The organism is Pseudoalteromonas luteoviolacea, from assembly GCF_000814765.1.
Lineage (GTDB): Bacteria > Pseudomonadota > Gammaproteobacteria > Enterobacterales > Alteromonadaceae > Pseudoalteromonas > Pseudoalteromonas luteoviolacea_H.
The window spans coordinates 83791-102586 of sequence record NZ_JWIC01000004.1 but is presented as its reverse complement, the minus strand read 5'-3'; the positions used below and the strand labels follow the sequence as shown (position 1 = coordinate 102586).

Annotated in this window: 15 protein-coding genes; 8 read left to right on the top strand and 7 right to left on the bottom strand. The window is 43.5% G+C overall.

What is annotated here, in order from left to right; translation table 11 throughout:
• The first annotated feature begins 191 nt into the window (after window positions 1-191).
• Entirely contained in the window at window positions 192-3011 is a 2820-nt protein-coding gene (gene uvrA / locus JF50_RS03580; protein ID WP_039608143.1) for an excinuclease ABC subunit UvrA, read from the top strand.
• 70 nt (window positions 3012-3081) lie between these two features.
• The gene (locus tag JF50_RS03575; protein WP_052262121.1) at window positions 3082-4131 is read left to right on the top strand and encodes a hypothetical protein; all 1050 of its coding nucleotides are present in this window, start codon (window positions 3082-3084) and stop codon (window positions 4129-4131) included.
• A gap of 40 nt (window positions 4132-4171) precedes the next feature.
• Here the strand turns inward: JF50_RS03575 and JF50_RS03570 are convergent, their stop codons facing one another.
• On the bottom strand, window positions 4172-4561 hold the full coding sequence (locus JF50_RS03570; protein ID WP_039608142.1) for an acyl-CoA thioesterase: 390 nt from the start codon (window positions 4559-4561) through the stop codon (window positions 4172-4174).
• A gap of 29 nt (window positions 4562-4590) precedes the next feature.
• Between JF50_RS03570 and JF50_RS03565 the strand changes: the two genes are divergently transcribed.
• Window positions 4591-5307 (top strand): 2OG-Fe(II) oxygenase, encoded by a 717-nt coding sequence (locus tag JF50_RS03565; protein WP_039608141.1) that lies wholly within the window; start codon window positions 4591-4593, stop codon window positions 5305-5307.
• 7 nt (window positions 5308-5314) lie between these two features.
• Here the strand turns inward: JF50_RS03565 and JF50_RS03560 are convergent, their stop codons facing one another.
• A complete protein-coding gene (locus JF50_RS03560; RefSeq protein ID WP_039608140.1) occupies window positions 5315-5686 on the bottom strand; it encodes a YacL family protein in 372 nt (123 codons plus the stop codon).
• A 153-nt stretch (window positions 5687-5839) separates the two neighbouring features.
• Between JF50_RS03560 and JF50_RS03555 the strand changes: the two genes are divergently transcribed.
• Window positions 5840-6748, top strand: a complete 909-nt coding sequence (locus JF50_RS03555; protein WP_039608139.1) for an AEC family transporter — start codon at window positions 5840-5842, stop codon at window positions 6746-6748.
• Window positions 6749-6848: 100 nt separating this feature from the next.
• Here JF50_RS03555 and JF50_RS03550 read toward each other — a convergent pair whose 3' ends face one another.
• Entirely contained in the window at window positions 6849-8111 is a 1263-nt protein-coding gene (locus JF50_RS03550; protein ID WP_039608138.1) for a hypothetical protein, read from the bottom strand.
• 249 nt (window positions 8112-8360) lie between these two features.
• A complete protein-coding gene (locus JF50_RS03545; protein WP_039608137.1) occupies window positions 8361-8585 on the bottom strand; it encodes a hypothetical protein in 225 nt (74 codons plus the stop codon).
• A gap of 312 nt (window positions 8586-8897) precedes the next feature.
• On the opposite strand from JF50_RS03545, the gene JF50_RS03540 reads away from it, so the two are divergent.
• Window positions 8898-10211: a short-chain fatty acid transporter gene (locus tag JF50_RS03540; RefSeq protein ID WP_039608136.1), complete on the top strand. Its 1314-nt coding sequence runs from the start codon at window positions 8898-8900 to the stop codon at window positions 10209-10211.
• Here JF50_RS03540 and JF50_RS03535 read toward each other — a convergent pair.
• Window positions 10208-11221 (bottom strand): site-2 protease family protein, encoded by a 1014-nt coding sequence (locus JF50_RS03535; protein WP_039608802.1) that lies wholly within the window; start codon window positions 11219-11221, stop codon window positions 10208-10210. The two genes, JF50_RS03540 and JF50_RS03535, sit on opposite strands and share 4 nt — an antisense overlap.
• Window positions 11222-11448: 227 nt before the next feature.
• Between JF50_RS03535 and JF50_RS03530 the strand changes: the two genes are divergently transcribed.
• On the top strand, window positions 11449-12657 hold the full coding sequence (locus JF50_RS03530; protein ID WP_039608135.1) for an EAL domain-containing protein: 1209 nt from the start codon (window positions 11449-11451) through the stop codon (window positions 12655-12657).
• 25 nt (window positions 12658-12682) lie between these two features.
• Here the strand turns inward: JF50_RS03530 and JF50_RS03525 are convergent, their stop codons facing one another.
• Entirely contained in the window at window positions 12683-13762 is a 1080-nt protein-coding gene (locus JF50_RS03525; protein ID WP_039608134.1) for a hemolysin family protein, read from the bottom strand.
• A 128-nt stretch (window positions 13763-13890) separates the two neighbouring features.
• Between JF50_RS03525 and JF50_RS03520 the strand changes: the two genes are divergently transcribed.
• Both JF50_RS03520 and JF50_RS03515 read left to right on the top strand, forming a co-directional pair.
• Window positions 13891-16344 (top strand): alpha/beta hydrolase family protein, encoded by a 2454-nt coding sequence (locus JF50_RS03520; RefSeq protein WP_039608133.1) that lies wholly within the window; start codon window positions 13891-13893, stop codon window positions 16342-16344.
• Window positions 16345-16557: 213 nt separating this feature from the next.
• Window positions 16558-17262, top strand: coding sequence for a response regulator transcription factor (locus JF50_RS03515; protein ID WP_039608132.1), 705 nt, complete (start codon window positions 16558-16560; stop codon window positions 17260-17262).
• Here the strand turns inward: JF50_RS03515 and JF50_RS03510 are convergent.
• A complete protein-coding gene (locus tag JF50_RS03510; RefSeq protein ID WP_039608131.1) occupies window positions 17259-18770 on the bottom strand; it encodes a YifB family Mg chelatase-like AAA ATPase in 1512 nt (503 codons plus the stop codon). The two genes, JF50_RS03515 and JF50_RS03510, sit on opposite strands and share 4 nt — an antisense overlap.
• Between the last annotated feature and the right edge of the window lie 26 nt (window positions 18771-18796).

Below are 18796 nucleotides of genomic sequence, written 5' to 3'. Positions count from 1 at the left end.
GCTTTTAGTATACTGTATGTGTATACAGCTACCCATAATTTAGTTTGCAAACCCTAAGCGTGATCACCTAGGTTAATTAAGTACGTATCAAAGATACACACATTTCACAACGGTGAAATAGCAAACACCGCAAATCGGGATATACGTACCAAATAATGGTTGCAAGCACATGAGATTCACATAAGGCCACTATGGATAAAATAGAAGTAAGAGGTGCGCGTACGCACAACCTCAAAGACATCTCTTTAACTATCCCAAGAGACAAGTTAATTGTTATTACTGGACTGTCTGGTTCAGGAAAATCTTCTCTTGCTTTCGATACATTATACGCCGAAGGCCAAAGACGCTATGTCGAGTCTCTCTCCGCTTACGCTAGACAATTTTTATCCTTGATGGAAAAACCCGATGTCGATCACATTGAAGGACTTTCTCCGGCTATCTCTATCGAGCAAAAATCTACGTCGCACAACCCACGTTCAACTGTAGGCACCATTACTGAGATCTACGACTATTTACGACTTTTATTCGCCCGAGTCGGTGAGCCACGCTGTCCAACACATGATCTGCCACTTAAAGCGCAAACAGTCAGCCAGATGGTCGATACCGCACTTGCACAGCCAGAGGGCAGCAAACTTATGTTGCTCGCACCTGTGGTGAAAAACCGTAAAGGTGAACACGTAAAACTGTTGGAACAGCTTGCCAGCCAAGGTTTTATCCGAGCACGTATTGATGGAGAGGTATGCGATCTCTCTGATCCCCCCACATTGGAACTCCACAAAAAGCATACTATTGAAGTCGTCGTTGACCGCTTTAAAGTAAAAGATGGCCTGCAACAGCGATTAGCCGAGTCCTTTGAAACAGCACTTGAATTAGCAGATGGCATTGCGCAAATCGCCAGTATGGATGACCCGGATGCAGAAGATTTAATTTTTTCTGCCAACTTTGCCTGCCCCACTTGTGGCTATGCCATGACCGAATTAGAGCCTCGCCTATTTTCATTTAATAACCCGGCTGGTGCGTGCCAAAGCTGTGATGGCCTTGGTGTAAGACAATACTTTGATCCAAATCGTGTCGTACAAAACCCTGAGCTGAGCTTGGCAGGCGGTGCTATCAAAGGCTGGGATAAACGCAGCTTCTACTATTTTCAGATGCTGACGTCGGTTGCACAACATTATGGATTCGATTTAGACATTCCATTTGGTGAGCTCCCTGCATCCGCACAAAAAGTCGTTTTAGAAGGCTCTGGTAAAACGAAGATCGCATTTAGTTACCGCAATGATCGTGGAGACTTAATCACCCGCAATCATGAGTTTGAAGGCGTTTTAAATAATATGAATCGCCGTTATCACGAAACTGAGTCTACCTCAGTGCGTGAAGAGCTCGCTAAATACCAAACCAGCCAAGCCTGTCCTAGCTGTAATGGCTCGCGACTGAGAGAAGAAGCAAGACATGTATTTATTGGTGATACCAACCTACCGGTCGTGACTACCATGAGCATTGGCGAAGCATGTCAGTTCTTTGAAAATCTCACTTTGTCAGGTCAAAAAGCGCAAATCGCAGAAAAGGTACTCAAAGAGATCCGTGACAGACTGTCATTTTTGATTAATGTAGGTCTGAACTATCTCTCACTCGAACGCAGTGCTGATACCTTATCAGGAGGTGAGGCGCAAAGGATCAGACTGGCAAGTCAAATTGGTGCGGGTTTGGTTGGCGTCATGTATGTCCTCGATGAGCCTTCAATTGGCTTACACCAAAGAGATAATGACAGACTTCTTAGTACACTTACCCATCTTCGTGATTTGGGTAATACGGTTATCGTGGTTGAACATGACGAAGATGCCATTCGCGCAGCCGATCACATCATCGATATTGGCCCAGGTGCTGGTGTGCATGGCGGCCATGTAGTTGCTGAAGGTGCTCGTGATGACATCATTGCAAACAAAGACTCGTTAACAGGTCAATACTTGGCGGGTACCAAGCAAATTGTCGTGCCACAAGAACGTCACCAACCAAACGATAAATGGTTGGAGTTGTTTGGTGCCACTGGGAATAACTTAAAAAATGTCGACTTAAAGATCCCGTTTGGTCTAATGACGTGTGTCACAGGTGTATCTGGTTCTGGTAAATCAACACTGATCAACGACACACTGTACAAGCTTGCACATCGCGCCTTGAACGGTGCCACGGTGTCAGAACCTGCACCACATAAAGACATTCAAGGCTTAGATCATTTTGATAAAGTCATCGACATCGATCAAAGCCCAATTGGCCGCACACCACGTTCTAATCCAGCAACATATACTGGGATATTCACTGCGATTCGAGAATTATTTGCAGGTACGCAAGAAGCACGCTCTCGCGGCTACAAAGTCGGGCGCTTTAGCTTCAATGTGAAAGGCGGACGCTGTGAAGCTTGTCAAGGTGACGGCGTATTAAAAGTCGAAATGCACTTTTTACCGGATGTGTATGTCCCTTGTGATGTATGTACAGGTAAACGCTACAATCGAGAAACACTGGAAGTGCTCTACAAGGGTAAAAACATTCATGAAGTACTCGAGATGACGGTCGAAGATGCGCGCGAGTTCTTTGATAAAATTCCTGCTATTAAACGCAAACTGCAAACATTGATGGATGTTGGTTTGTCTTATATCCGACTTGGTCAAGCGGCTACGACACTCTCAGGTGGTGAAGCTCAGCGAGTTAAGTTAGCAAGAGAGCTCTCAAAGCGTGATACAGGTAAAACCCTATATATTCTTGATGAGCCAACCACAGGTTTGCACTTCCATGATATCCAACAGTTATTGGTCGTCCTGCACCGTTTACGCGATCATGGTAATACCGTGGTTGTGATCGAGCATAACTTAGATGTGATTAAAACTGCAGACTGGATTGTCGATCTTGGCCCTGAAGGTGGCTCAGGTGGTGGACAAATTTTAGTATCAGGCACACCTGAAGACGTCGCACAACACCCGCAATCACACACTGGTCGTTATCTTAGCCCTATGTTATAACTAACCAGTCGCAGTGGTAATACATTCACCACTGCGACTTAGTTTTAAACAGTAGGGAATTAACATAACAATGAATCACCCCGCATGGACCACAGTTAAGCAAACAGCTAAAAAGATCAGTGCCCCCTTTGAGCGTTTTTGGCATTCACTGAATACACCGCAAAGACTGTACTTCTCGTCCCTATTTATCAGTCTCTACGCCATTCTATTTGCTAATCAAGATAATACTGGCTGGTTTAACTTGGTGGCAGTACTGGTCCTGTGCGCCATGATCTACGAATTTTGGCCAAAATTTCTTGTGTTTTGGGAGAGCTTGCCAGGTAAAGCGATTATTTTACTCTTCTATGCCTTTATCGCTAACTATGCATTAGTGCAAGCCGCTGGCATGATCAACGACATTACGGGCGTCAGTTCAGATCCCCTGCCCTACAGTCACAACCTCAGTGTACTGCTCTCATTACCCACTTGGTTTTTTCTCACCACCATCGTATTGCTGTTGCTCTTGCAAATTATTCAGCCGTTATATTTGTTAGCGCTGATATTATTGAGGCCATTTGGCCTGCACCGTATTTGGCAACCTACCGATTACAAGTTCCCGGTTACCACTGGGCTGCTACGCTTTATTTTTAGCTTATTTATTCTTGTACAAGTCGCTAATTTATTATCACACACAGGCTTGTCTGGCGGTGTAAACCAATTTCTCAGAGGTTGGTTTGAAATCATTACTAACCAACCAGTTACTGTTGCAGTGTCAAATAATGAACTCCCGCAAACCAACGAAGTTAATCTCTTAAAAGTTGAGCCCGCAGAGAACGTTGAAGAAGATCCTGACTTTGAAGCGTTTAAAGTGAGCATTTCAACCGTCAGTGAAAACACGGTGAAATACGAAACCCATTTAAAACGTATATTGGCGCATTTTATTTATGAATATGAAGCAGACTCGCGTTCGCGCTGTGAGCATGCCCCCGGAACACGCATCATCGAGTTAAATGATTATGAGATATTGCAAATCACCAAATTAGATGATGCCAATACCTTATCAAGCTACCAATACGATGTGCTCCCTTGTATTTCTGCAGCGCTGGGGCATCAATTTAAAGCACACATTACCACCAAGTAACCCTTAAATGGCGCTGTGTACGCAGCGCCACACGACCGCTTTACAAAAGATACGTGGACAATGCCTCGCGCTCAGTATCACTTAAAAGCTGAGAAGACTTGCTTGCAAAATCATAACGCACCATAACGGTACGTCCTTCTGCACAGCATTCACCGTGTTGCCAAACTTGCTGCAAAATCACAAAAGAGCTATTTCCTAGCTTTTCAATCATGGTCTTTATTTCTACTTCTTGGCCATAAAAAAGCTCCCCTTTGAAGACAACTTCTACCTTGGCGACAATCAGTTTCCAGTTATGTGGATTTAAATCAGGTGTAAATATTTTGAAAATAGGTGCTCTAGCAGCTTCAAACCACACTGGGAGTACGGTATTGTTTATATGGCCAAGCACATCGGTTTCACTGAAGCGCGGCATGATTTTTTCTGTAAGCATAATAATTCTAATAACCTTTGAGGATTGAGATGACTGATTTTATTCGCGTTTATGACAATGCACTCAGTGCAGAGTTTTGCAACAAATTTATGCAAACCTTTGATGAAAGTCCACATTTAGCTCAAGGACAAACGTCTGGCGGCGTCGATCTCAGCAAAAAAGTCAGCCAAGATTTGTATCTCAATAATCACCCTGAATATCAGAGTCAACTGCGCGAAATTGAACAAGCCACCTCAAAATATTTATTTGAGTATATAGAAGAGCACTTTTTTATGATGCTTGGTGCATTTGGCTTGAATGTCTATCATCCGCAAACAGGCCAACCAGTCAACCTAACTATGGATAACTTCGAAGAAATCGGTAAACCGCAGCTGCCTATTTTAACGCAACAGCTATTTCGATTAGGGCCCATTCAGGCACAAAAATATCCGGTCAACAAAGGCGGCTACCCATATTGGCACAGCGAGGTTTACCCACAGCTCCATCATAATGAAGCACTGCACCGCGTACTGTTATTTATGTTTTACCTCAATGATGTGGAAGATGGCGGAGAAACCGAGTTTTTCTATCAAAATAAAAAGCTTACTCCTAAGCAAGGCAGTATGGTGATTGCACCGAGTTACTTCACGCATACCCACAGAGGCAATATGCCTTTATCCAATGACAAATATATCTTAACCTCTTGGGTGTTATTTCAAAGAGCTGAGCGCCTATACGGTGCACCACCGCAAAACGCCACTGCTTAATTGAGAGTTATCTTCGGCCCTGTGTAAACGCTTGCCAATCCAGCATCAGGGCTTGAAAGTCTTCAAAACCGCATCCTGCGACAAGGCCATCCTCGTCTAGCTCTAAAAAGTCATCCTCATACCGAGATAAATCAACATCATTTTGATACAAAGAGTGCGCTTCAAACAGGGCTTCGTCTTTAGATAAGATCAAACGGACTTCACGTCCTTCTATACGGATCTCATCCTGACTGCTGACGATGCTTTTCATTTGCTCAACAAAGGACTTTACATCGGCAATCGTCAGCTCTTCATTGAGCCAGCGTCCAACTAACGCATGCTCCTGTGACATTCGCACACGATAACCTGTGATTGGATCTCTAATAAACTGATATTCCATACTACTCATACTCACACTGGACAGTGTTTTATTATATCGCGGAATAACCCCAAATGGGCAAGAGAATGACACACTAAAAAGTCCGAAATAAAGTCATGAAAAAAACCTTCATGCTCGTATAATGCACTTCTCATTCACTCGCACCGTTTTGCTATGACCCCTGTTGAAATTCTATTCCCCTTAATATTTTTAGTCCTTGCGGGGTTTGTATGCGGTAAAACCGGTTTTATAGCCACCAACCAACTTGAAGGCCTCAGACGCTTTATATTTTACTTGGCGATCCCCGTTTTTTTATTTCTTAATATGTACCAAGCTGATCTATCAAAGGTGGCATCTGCAAAACTATTACTGGCTTTTTATCTCCCTGTCGCGACCTGTTACTTCTTAGTGCTATTTGCAAAATGGATGACACATAAAAATGCACTGAATGAAGCCGCCATGTGGGGATTAAGCGGCACCTACTCAAATACCGTACTGGTTGGTTTACCCGTAATTATTGCAGCGCTTGGCACTGATGCAGGTGCTATGGTATTTATGATCATCACCTTCCACAGCGCTTTGTTATTCGCGCTCAGCTTCCTATTCTCAAGTACGGTGAAGCAGTCCCTCATAGGTACCTTCAAACCCTTATTCATCAATCCCATTGTATTGAGTATTAGTCTTGGGCTGTTGCTAAATGCACTTGAGTTTTCTATTCCTAAATTAATGCTCTCTGGATTGGATTGGCTGGCCAAACCTGCTATTGCGGGGGCGCTGTTTGTTCTGGGGGTAAGTTTAGTGCAATATTCACTGCAACAAGCATGGCAAAGTGCACTCATTTTAAGCCTCGTGAAGCTGCTGCTTTTGCCTGCCATGGTCTGGGGGTTTGCTTCTTGGCTCGCATTACCGACAATGCAAATCTCTGTGCTTACTTTAATGGCCGCATCCCCGCTGGGGGTCAATGCTTATCTTGTCGCCAGACAACAACAGTGCGCACAGGCTACACTTGCCAGTAGCGTGGTCATGTCCACTCTACTCAGCCCACTGACTATGAGCCTTTGGCTATATTGGCTTGTCCTTTAATACTTATTAAATAGGGTTGCAAAGACCACCTATGCAACCCTCTAAATTTTACGATTGAATAAGCTCAGCAACACTATCCTGTGGGATAGCAATGACTCGTTTATTCAAGTACAAGCTCAAACTCACCTTCAAGCTGTTCATCAACAGCCGTAGAACTTGGTAAAGTTAAATCGAAAGTCCCTTTGAAATTCACAGGGGTATTTCCAAATTCAAATTTTAAGAAGCCACGAGAAGCCTCACCACCGAGCTCTGCATAGCTATCTGATTGAATAATAGCTCTATTTTCAGCACCAATAATACCACCTATTGAAACAAGGAAGTCATCGGTCGTACCCTCAAAGCTAAACAGCACCTCAAAATCATTGCCTTCATATTCAGTAATTAGACGAAAAGCAGTCGCCTCAACACTGACCAGCACTTCATTATCCTGGTTAATTGACTCAACTTCCGTTGAAACGACAACACCACATGCACTGTTATCGAGCTTAGGGTAATTATCAAAATTGATAGTTAAGTTACCAAAATCAGTGATCGACTCTGCACTTTTTTGTTTGAATGTGCTTTGACCAATGACAGTATCATCACACTTTTCAACAACAGAGAAACTGCCATCTTTTTGGAAAAACTGTCGCGTTCTATTGCCAGAGTCACAGCTTACACCGGCAAATACTGAAGCGAGATCAACGGAAGTCAAATCCTCAAAACCACAGTAATTAGTTGCAATCGTCTGATTATTTTGATCAACGGCTCCTAGGATAAATGAACGCGTAAGCTCCGTATGAATCGCTGTATATGTATTATCTAACTGAGCTTGCTTGGTATATTGGTTTTGAGTTTCTATCCAAGTACTCCCAGCCACCATCGCAGACATATCGATTTCTGTAACGATAGTGCCCAGCTCACTTTGCGGCCCTGTCGTCGGCTCAGTAGGCGTTAAATCAGCAACATTGACCGTTAAGAATTGATCTTGAAAGCCAAAAGTATTTGCTTCACTACTGTCCGACAATGCCACCCTAACCTGAACTGTGCGGCGACCGTCTACTTGAGGGGCAGTAAACGAAATCGTATCAGAACCTTGACCTGAAATTGTTAAAGGTTGATTGTCAAAACTGACTTGCCAGTCAAATTTTAAATCTGATGCACCACTTCCCTTTGTATTAAGCGATAAGCGAACTTGCTCGCCTTCATTAACGTCAACAAACGAAGGTAATGCCTGATAAGTAATTGTTTGTGTCGTTACAGCTGGAGTGGTGTCCTTTGACCCCCCTGAACCACCGCCACATGCACTAAGAGATAACGCAACCGCAGCGGTTAATGCCAGCTTTTTAGTCATCATGACCTGTTTTTCAATTGTAGACTGCATTGAAATTTCCTATCTATTAAAATCCAGCCATATGGTATTGCAAGGCCTGCTACGTAACAACATGCAAAGCAGATTAAACGCGCTGATTTGTAAATAGATTTAAACAAGAGGGAGAGAAAAGCGTATTAAGCCTAAAAAGCCATGTGTTATTCAAGGTGTCTCTGGCTGATAATCAACCTGCCAAGCTCAGTGGTATAACTCTATCCATACAACTGAGCTAGTTTTCCTTATAAAGAGTAGCTATCTAAGCTAATCTCGAGGAGAGTACTTAGCAGCATCAATAATTGCCCACAAGTGAACAACTGCTGCAATAATCGCTGGCACCACTAAAAACCACAATGCGTAACCACCTACCGTAATAATCGCAAAAATAATCGCAGCTAATATACGGCCTTGAACGAGTTGGCCCAACCCAGGAAAAAATATATTACATATCGCTGCGATAACATTACCGCCAGAACCTTGTCCTGCCATAAATACCTCTCTTTGTTGTATGTTTATTCCAAAAACATCAAATTGTGACAGAGTGTGTAGAAGCTCCTTGCTTCATTCACTATGTATAATCTTAATCACAATGTATGCCAATTTTTTAATTTAAATATATCAATAACTTATACAAATAAAAACAACTCTACACAACTAACTTTAGTCTAAAAGACTAACTATTAGCGATTTCGTTAGTTATATTACTCAATATGACCACTTTAGCTTAGCACGCCAATTGGTATTCCCTTAGCGATATACACTGTGCCATGCGAGTCGAAATAATAAAAACAGGACTTTAACATGCTAAATAGAATCACCCGACCACTCAGTAGCGCGGTAGAGCGTTACCTACCCGATCCCTTTGTTTTTGTCATTATACTCACCTTGTTTGTGATGTTTATGGCAACTCTTTTCACACCAACCACACCAATTGAAACCATCCAAATTTGGGGGGCTGGGCTGTGGAATTTACTGACATTCGCCATGCAAATGTTATTAGTATTGATCGCGGGATTTATGCTGGCAAATACACCAATATGCGGCAAGTTTCTGAATCGACTAGCTAAGCTCGCAACATCTCCCAGCCAAGCCATCTTGCTCGTTACACTGATATCCATGCTCGCAAGTTGGCTAAACTGGGGGTTTGGATTAGTCATCGGCGCATTGTTTGCAAAAGCACTGGCTCGACAGATAAAAGTAGACTACCGCGTACTCATTGCTAGCGCCTATTCCGGCTTTATTGTTTGGCATGGTGGATTGGCAGGCTCAGTACCGCTTGCGGTTGCCTCTGAGGGACACTTTGCCGAGTCCCAAATTGGTATCATAGCCACTGAACAGACTATTTTTTCCTATTTTAACCTCATCTTACTTGCAGTGATGATGGTGGTTTTACCGCTGTTAAACCGCGCAATGCTACCGCCAGACAATGAACAAGTTTTCGTCGATAAAAATAAACTACAAAGTACACAGAAAGCAGCGCCCAAACACACACTCACCCCTGCAGAACGCTTAGAGCACAGCCCTGTCCTAGGTGGACTCATCGGGCTCATTGGGTGCGGTTATTTAGGCTACTACTTCCTCGTTGGAAATGGGGGACTCAACCTCAATATCATCATCGCATTATTTTTATTTTTAGCCATTCTTTTACATGGCTCCGCTACACAGATACTCAATTCACTGCAAGACGCCATCAAAGGAGGAGCTGGTATTGTGATCCAATTCCCATTCTATGCAGGGATAATGGCCATCATGGTACAAACAGGCCTAGCAGAGCAAATCTCTGCAGGATTTGTCTCTATCAGCAGCGCCCAAAGCTTACCTTTTTGGAGTTTTTTAAGTGCGGGCTTGGTAAATATTTTTGTGCCCTCAGGGGGGGGCCAATGGGCGGTACAAGCACCTATCGTGATCCCTGCGGCTCAAGCACTGGAGGCAGATATCGCTCGTGTTGCCATGGCCGTGGCATGGGGAGATGCATGGACTAATTTAATTCAACCATTTTGGGCGCTGCCTGTACTCGCCATCGCAGGTCTTAAAGCTCGAGATATCATGGGATTTTGCCTGTTACAGCTCGTGGTAACAGGCATTGTTATTGCGACGGTTTTAACGTTTGTTTAGCTAGATAACACCTTCACTGGCAGACTCAGAATGACGTTATCTGAGTCTGCGAAGTGCCACATCACGGCAATATGTCCCACCGCAACCAGCACATATAACGCCGCAGACACAATTTGTCCATAGCGATCTAATGGCAATAAATGTGTTTGGTGTCTACCGCGCCACTCCAATAAAATCTCTATGCTACCGATAAAAATAAACACGACCAGCAACATTAAGCCAAATTCATAACTAACCCATAACCCTAGTGCAAGCCCACCTAGGCACGCCATAAGCCCAACCCAAGAACGCATGGAAAAGCTAATACTTTTCAATACATGCCCTCCATCTAATGGCAGAATAGGCAACAAATTTAAGAGGTTTAGCAATGCACTTAATACAGCGACACCTGCGAAAATTTCAGCCTCGGTGATATAGTATAAAACCATCCCCAATATCGAAGTGAACAAACCAAATGCAGGCCCCATCAAGGAAATAATCACATCCTGCCAGCGTGTCGTCATTTTGTCTTCACTCATGGCTAACCCCCCAACAAATGGGATCAGGTAAAACCCTTTGGTTTTTAGCCCAAAGTATTTCATCGCTCGCACATGGCCGTATTCATGAACAACGAGGCAAACCACTAACATGAAAGCAAACTGCCATGAGAATAGCCATGCATAGCCCGCCACCGAAGCGCCAATGAGCGCCGTTTTTATCACCTTAGCGCTTTTAAATAGCTTAATGCCCAACACCGCTAAGCCTAACCAATTACCTCGTCGTTTACCCTCAACATGGGGGACTTCCACCCATTGCCATGGTGACTGATCAACGGAGATGGCAAGCGCGTTTGTATGGAGTTCGGAGGTATCGAGTTGCAGCTGATGATCGCCCAGTTCAACCCATAATTGATGTTCACCGTGCACTTCTATAGGGACTGCTTGCTGTTCTTTGTAAATCTGCACAACTTTTTGCTGATTTATCATGACAGAAATCATCATGTCACCAATGGGAAGTTCAATTCTTGTCATTATGCTCACTGCATTCACGAAATTTCTCTTATTATCGTCAATTCTCAGTATCTATTGAAGAGACATTGGGTGAATTATTACTAAGTTGTACTACGCTTATGGAGTTGTTTAGAGACACACTTTATGATCAGTTTGAAATACTTTGGTCATAATGTGAAATCAGCAAAGCTGGTAGGGTTTTAAGCCTAACGAGCAAATATACAATTCAGCCCTAGGGACAGGAAATTATGAACAATCGTAGCCGACGTATACTTGTTGTAGATGACTCCCAAGCAATTCTTGTCGTGATGCAGGCTATCCTCTCTGAGCTCGATGTCGAATATATTACTGTCGTCGATAGCGCTGTAAAAGCATTAGAAAAAATACGCCAGTCCCCTCACCCTTTTGATGCCATTTTTACCGATCTCAATATGCCAGAAATGGATGGGATGGAATTTATTCGCCATTTGGGGGAATTACATTACCCCGGAGGGATCATCATTATTTCAGAGATGGAAAATCGCATCATCGATCTTGCGGCAAATTTAGCAAGGCAGCACTGTACCCACTTAATTGGTAATATTGCCAAACCAGTACAACTACTAGATGTTGAAAGGAATTTAAAAAAGCTCGACAGCTTTGTTGGGACAGAAGAAGAGTACGAGCAACCTATCTCGGAAGATAAGCTGCTTGAGGCGATCAGCCAACATGAGATCACCCCTTTTTATCAACCAAAAGTGCACCGTGGTACCAAGCAAATCAAAAGTGTCGAAGTACTTGCGCGTATCGTTTCCAAAGACCAAGGGCAAGTGATGCTACCCAAGCGCTTTATTGGCGTTGCCGAAGATCTTGATTTGGTGAACTTACTCACTTTTCAACTATTTGAGAAAGCCGCAACCGAATTTCAATTGATCAGGAACGAATTAAATTACCCCTTTAAGCTGGCGTTTAACCTCTCCCCCATACAGCTTAATGATACTAGCTGCCCAGACAAACTCGCTTTGATATTAGAGCTTAACCGCCTAAAGCCACAGGAAGTCATTGTCGAAATTACCGAAAACCAGCCAATTGTGACCAGCTTACAACTCGAGACCATTAATCGCTTAAGGTTGCGAGGCTTTGACCTTGCATTAGATGATTTTGGCACGGGTTTTACCAATATTCATCAACTTAAAACACTGCCTTTTACTGAAATCAAAATTGACCGTTCGCTGATCACCTATATCGAGTCCGATCGCTTTTCACAAGTGTTAGTAGATAGCTTGATAGACATTGCCCAAAATGAGCAACTGGATATCGTTGCGGAAGGTATTGAGCGAATTGAAGAATTACAATACCTAGAGCGGTATAAATTCAGTTTGCTCATGCAGGGCTATTTGATCAGTCGACCAAAAGCTCTGCATGAGTTCGTACGTTGGATCCATTCATGGCAAAGAATGATCAACTCTAACCCTTAGGGGCGGACGTACTACACCTTGAAAATCATTTTTTTTCCTGCTCTTCAGGTTCATTTTCTGTGACGATCAGGTGACTGTGATTATCCACTCGTTGCTGCCACTTTTGCTTTGCAGCGGCCTGCATATCACTGGTCTGCTCTCGCTCGTCAACGATGTCCATGCCCATCAGGGATTCCAATAAATCTTCTAAAGTAACAATACCTTGAATGTCACCATATTCATCAACAACCAGCGCAATGTGAATGCGTTTTTCTAGCAATGTCTGGAATAAAGTAGGCGCAGCCAAGGTTTCTGGCACCGTATATAACGGTTTCATCAGCTTGCTGATTTTATAGTCTTCGCCAAGGCGGTGGTAAGCCAACATGATGTCATTTTTATGTACAAAACCAACAATGTCATCACTATTTTGATCGAAAACTAATACTCGAGAAAATGACACTGATCCATGATCCGCAAGATAATCGTGCACCGTCATATCTTTGTGTATTTTAAAAAGCACCGTTCTAGGGGTCATCAGGTTTTCTAATTTCGCATGCCTAAACTGCAATAAACTGCGAATAGTCGCTGACTCTTCTGCCTGCAATGCGCCAGCTTGAGAGCCCATTTCAGCCATCGCTTCAATTTCTTGACGAATATAGACTGACTCATCCCCTTTTTTGCCAATAAGCTTTGTCAGTTGATCTGACATCCATACAAATGGCTTAAGCAGACGTACCATCCATACCAATGCAAAGCTGACGCTCGGAGTCAGTGCACGCCAGTAAGTCGCACCTAGTGTTTTTGGAATAATTTCAGACAATACCAAAACCAGCAATGTCATTACGGCAGAAGCCACCCCCACAGCAGCATCCCCAAAAACAACCGCTGCTTGTGCACCCACACCCGCAGCACCCGCAGTGTGTGCCACAGTATTAAGTGTTAGAATAGCTGCTAGAGGTTTATCAATATTGTCTTTCAACTTTTGTACTCTGGCAGCCAAAGTTGGGTTTTGTTGCTTCATCATCCCAACATGGCTAGGCGTAATACTCAGTAATACCGCCTCCATTACCGAGCACAAAAAAGAAATCGCGATAGCTAGTAACATGTAGCTAATTAACAAAAACAAGGTCTACTCCTCATGTAACAACCATTTATTTAAATCTTAACTGTGCAGCACTTAATCGCACAGCCCATAGTAATCTTTATGAATATGTTATATTAACGCAAATTATTTACCTACAATAGGCGCATACTATGAAATTTAAGTCAGCGGTTACTTTACTATTTTCCGCAATAGCTACGCAACTCAGCGCAGCGCCAATCGATACTCAATACATACAGTTCATTGGTCCTATCGGCCAAAATATTCAAACGAAACCGCACCATACTGGACATCAGTCGGCTATTGTAAAAAACCTAGCAAACAAGCTCAGCACTGATAATGACGCATTAGAAGTATTTGGTGAGCGCATAAAGTGGCAACCACTTGCTGATGTGAATGCCCTAACTATGGGTGGTTTACAGGCACTTAAGTTAGAGTTTTCTACAGGTCGCTTCGTACAAGGTAAGCTAAACCTGACCGGTATTGAGAAAGCACATGTATTTCTAAATGGTCAGCTGCTTGATGGGAAAAATACTCACCAGATCAGTGCCGTTACAGGTGATCATCAATTACTCATTATCGCCGAGCAAGTCAGTGATTGGAAAAAAGTGGCTGTAGATTTCACAGGTAAAGCCGAGCATGATCAGCTGGTGTTCACCCAAAAAAGCACCAAAGCGCTCTCTGCGAAACAACTTTTTGATTCTCCAACCATCAGTGCTATCTCATTATCGCCAAACGCGGATTACTACGTTGCCACTGAGCAACGCTATCAAGATAACAAGGGCAATTCAGCCTTGCGAGACACAGCCTTATACAATGAAGACGGCGATGTTATCTATCGACTCCATGGCGTTAATGCAAATGCTGTTAAGTGGAAGAGCGACTCTAAAAGCGTGGTATTTGTGCAAAACAAGCAGCTTAAAACGCTCGATATTAAGTCACTAAAAGAAACCGTAATTGCAGAAGACTTAGCAGGCGCAAGTGGGTTTCAATATTTTGATGATACGACCCTGATCTTCACTTGGACTAAAACAGCGCCTGAAGGCGACAAAATCGTTAAGCACTACAAAGGTCTTGAAGACCGCTGGTCTTACGCTCGTAATATCAGCCAAGTTTACTTGATGGACATCAGTACAGGTCTTATTCAAGCAGTAACTGAACATAACTTAAGTCACTCGTTAGAAGACTTTGACGCAAAGAACAATCGTATTTTGGCAACGCGCTCCCCGCAAAACTATGCTGCGCCATACCATAGTGTGACAGAACTGGTTGAATTCGATTTGAGCAACAACAGCAGTAAAGTATTGGGTCAATATGGTACGTTTAAAGATGCACGTTATGGTAACGATGGTATCTACGTCTCAGCAGGTGCTGAGTTTGGAAATGGTTTAGGTCGCTCATTAAAAGAAGGCGTACTGGCAAACAACTATGACACTCAGCTGTTCTGGATGAATGCACAAGGCCGCGATATCAAAGCGCTCAGCAAGCAATTCGATCCTTCTATTGATTCATTCAAAGTGCTTAACAACGGTGATTTAGTACTCAAAGTGACTGACGAAGATCGTAAAAAGCTATACCTTTTCGATGAAAGTAAGAATAAATTCAAGTCGTTAAAAACGAAATTAGATGTCGTTGATAAATATAGCGTTGCTGATAAACGTAGCCCTGTAGTACTTGCCAGTGGTACAACGGCTTCAACCCCGAACAAACTGATACAACTGAGTGTCAAAAGCAATAAAGCCAGCACGGTATGGGACTCTCAGCCCATTGCATACAAGAATGCCGAAATCGCGACACTTGAAGAGTTTAACTTTACAAACTCTGTCGGTACAGAGATCAAAGGTCGAGTGTATGTTCCTCATGGCTTAGACAAGAGTAAAAAACACCCTGCGTTAATTTACTATTATGGTGGTACATCGCCAGTGTCACGAGGCTTTACAGGTCGCTATCCATTTAATTTCTGGGCAACAAACGGTTACGTTGTCTATGTATTGCAACCATCAGGTGCCACTGGCTTTGGTCAGGAGTTCTCAGCAAAACATGTGAATGATTGGGGTAACCGCGCAGCGGACGATATCATTGAAGGCACCAATGCATTCTTAGATGCATATCAATTTGTCGATAAAAAGCGCTTGGGCAACTTAGGTGCATCATACGGTGGCTTTATGACAATGACTTTAGCGACTAAAACAGACATGTTCAGTGCATCCATTTCTCATGCTGGTATCTCGAACCTAACCTCTTATTGGGGTCATGGGTGGTGGGGTTACCTCTATTCAGCAGAGGCATCAAAGCACAGCTACCCTTGGAATAATAGTCACCTTTATAGCCAACAAAGCCCGGTATTCAATGCAGACAAGGTCAAAACACCACTCTTGTTAGTTCATGGTGATGCGGATGTAAACGTACCTGTCGGTGAAAGCCACATTATGTACACAGCGCTTAAAATGCTTAATCAAGATGTCGAGTTGATCGAATATAAAGGTGCAGATCACCAAATTTTTGCAAGAGACCGTCGTTTTCAATGGTGGGACACCATGTTGGCCTACTTCGATAAACACCTAAAAGATGAGCCACAGTGGTGGCAGCACATGTACGGTAAATAAAACCTTGTAGCAGCACTTTAGTGCTGCTATTTTTTTATGTGTAAGTAATAAAAAGCTAGAACTATTTCATTATTTTTAAAAAGTGACTAAATAGCGTACTAATTACTGTCGCTTTTCATTAGAGTTTTTATATAAAAATAGATAACTTAGGGTTCTCAGCCGAGAATTCTCGGTGCTAAGATAAAGATTAATTATTGAATAAGTTTCGAGACCATGAGCATAAACGTATTATTAGTCGAAGACGATGAGTTACTGGCTAAAAGAGTCGAAAGTCACTTTGCACAAACGGAGTTTCAAATCACCGTTGATAATACCGGTGCTCAGACACTAGAACGTGTGCAGGAGCAAGCCCAAACGGGTACTCCTTTTATGATGGCTATCATCGATATTGTTCTACCAGCCACCGATGGCCTACAGCTGGCGAAAGAACTTAACACATTGACTGATCTTGGTGTGATTATGTTATCAAGCCGTGACTCTCAAGCTGACCGTATTGCAGGCTTAGCGCAAGGGGCTGATGATTACGTCTGTAAGCCAGTTGACTTACTAGAGTTAGAATTACGTATGCGTGCTCTGTACAAGCGTTTAGCTGGCGCGCGCAATGAAGACGAGTCTGAAGAGTTTATAGAATACGCAGACTTTAAACTTCACCCTGATAACCGCACCTTAATCAACCCTAACGGGGATGAAGCTAGACTCACTGAAGCTGAGCATAAAGTACTCATTTGCCTGATTGCCAATGCAGGTAAAGCCACGTCACGGGCAAAAATTTCTGAGGACATCGGGCAGCCAGACTGGAGTCCAAGTGATCGCACCGTTGACGTATTAATCGGCCGATTACGAAAAAAACTGGGTGATGAGAAAGACCAAAAACGCATTGTTACGGTTCGTGGCAAGGGCTATATGCTGTCTGCTTAGCGAGTCAATTGAGAAAGTAAGCGCTCAAAAGCACGATAGCTGAGTGCTTCTTTCAAATCAGACAGCGCAATCACATCATGTTTATTTAGATCCGCGATTGTTCTCGCGACCTTAACCACGCGGTGGTAGGAACGAGGCGATAACTGCAGCTTTTCTGTCGCTTTTGCCAAATATTCACCCACGACCTCTGATAATGCACAGTACCTTTCAAGCTCTTTAGTGGAAAGCATGGCATTTTCTTTGCCTTGACGCTCTATGGCCATTGAACGTGCTAGTGCAACTCGCGCACGAATACTGGCACTGGCTTCAGCTTCATCCTTTGACTGTAACTCTGACGTACTGAGTCTTGGCAACTCAATTTGTAGATCAATGCGATCAATAAATGGCCCTGATATTTTACTTAAGTAGCGCAATACTTGATCTGGTGTTGAGCGTTTATCATGATGGCACCCAGTGGGGCTCGGGTTCAATGCTGCGATGAGCTGGAACCGTGCAGGGAAGTCTACCTGTTGTGCTGCACGCGAAATGTTCACAGTGCCTGTTTCCATCGGCTCTCGCAAAGAATCTAACACTTTTCTTTCATACTCAGGCAATTCATCAAGAAACAAAATACCATTGTGAGCCAAGGAGATTTCCCCTGGTTTAGGGGTTGAAGAACCGCCAACTAATGCCACCGCTGAACAAGTGTGATGCGGCGAACGAAAGGGTCTTTGACGCCACTTTTTGGGATCTATACTTTTACCGATCAATGAATACACCGACGCGGTTTCTAGAGCTTGTTCTATCTGCATCGGTGGCATAATGGTCGGCATCCGCTGTGCCAGCATCGACTTGCCTGTACCCGGAGGGCCTAAAAATAAAACATTGTGTGCCCCTGCCGCAGCGATTTCAAGTACCCGCTTCGCAACTACCTGGCCTTTCACTTCATTCATATCAATATGCATATTGAATTGTTCTTCATCAGGACACACCATAGCTTTATCAAAAGACAGTGCTTGCTGGCCACCTAAATCCATCCATACATCTCGCAAATTACCTGCTGATTTACGTGTGCCATAAGTAACTAAACTCGCCATCACTTGATTCGATTGAGGTATAAAGCAACAACGCTGCGCGTTTGCTGCAGCTATTAATGCAGGGATCACCGCTGTGACCTCACGCAACTCTCCCGTTAAGGCCAACTCACCATAGAATTCATACTCATGTATGTGGGCGTTTTGCAGCTGACCTGATGCCAATAAAATGCCAATCGCGATGGCCAAATCATATCGACCACCTTGCTTAGGTAGGTCTGCTGGGGCAAGGTTAACGGTAATACGCTGCTCAGGAAATAAAAAGTGACAATGCGCTAATGCGCAACGTACACGCTCTTTTGACTCTTTAACTGAGGCTTCTGGCAAACCAACCATATTAAACGCAGGTAAGCCATTACTTAAGTGAACTTCGACGGTCACAAGTGGCGCATTAACGCCCACTTGTGCTCGAGTATAGGTTTTAGCTAGTGACATCCGTTGTCTCACATCTTATTTTTCTA

Bases quoted from the DNA above. Each gene is read 5' to 3' on its own strand.
- JF50_RS03560 (WP_039608140.1), bottom strand. From the start codon at position 5,686: ATGGAATATCAGTTTATTAGAGATCCAATCACAGGTTATCGTGTGCGA.
- uvrA (WP_039608143.1), top strand. From the start codon at position 192: ATGGATAAAATAGAAGTAAGAGGTGCGCGTACGCACAACCTCAAAGAC.
- JF50_RS03550 (WP_039608138.1), bottom strand. From the start codon at position 8,111: ATGCAGTCTACAATTGAAAAACAGGTCATGATGACTAAAAAGCTGGCA.
- JF50_RS03520 (WP_039608133.1), top strand. From the start codon at position 13,891: ATGAAATTTAAGTCAGCGGTTACTTTACTATTTTCCGCAATAGCTACG.
- JF50_RS03535 (WP_039608802.1), bottom strand. From the start codon at position 11,221: ATGACAAGAATTGAACTTCCCATTGGTGACATGATGATTTCTGTCATG.
- JF50_RS03575 (WP_052262121.1), top strand. From the start codon at position 3,082: ATGAATCACCCCGCATGGACCACAGTTAAGCAAACAGCTAAAAAGATC.
- JF50_RS03530 (WP_039608135.1), top strand. From the start codon at position 11,449: ATGAACAATCGTAGCCGACGTATACTTGTTGTAGATGACTCCCAAGCA.
- JF50_RS03510 (WP_039608131.1), bottom strand. From the start codon at position 18,770: ATGTCACTAGCTAAAACCTATACTCGAGCACAAGTGGGCGTTAATGCG.
- JF50_RS03515 (WP_039608132.1), top strand. From the start codon at position 16,558: ATGAGCATAAACGTATTATTAGTCGAAGACGATGAGTTACTGGCTAAA.
- JF50_RS03565 (WP_039608141.1), top strand. From the start codon at position 4,591: ATGACTGATTTTATTCGCGTTTATGACAATGCACTCAGTGCAGAGTTT.
- JF50_RS03545 (WP_039608137.1), bottom strand. From the start codon at position 8,585: ATGGCAGGACAAGGTTCTGGCGGTAATGTTATCGCAGCGATATGTAAT.
- JF50_RS03555 (WP_039608139.1), top strand. From the start codon at position 5,840: ATGACCCCTGTTGAAATTCTATTCCCCTTAATATTTTTAGTCCTTGCG.
- JF50_RS03570 (WP_039608142.1), bottom strand. From the start codon at position 4,561: ATGCTTACAGAAAAAATCATGCCGCGCTTCAGTGAAACCGATGTGCTT.
- JF50_RS03540 (WP_039608136.1), top strand. From the start codon at position 8,898: ATGCTAAATAGAATCACCCGACCACTCAGTAGCGCGGTAGAGCGTTAC.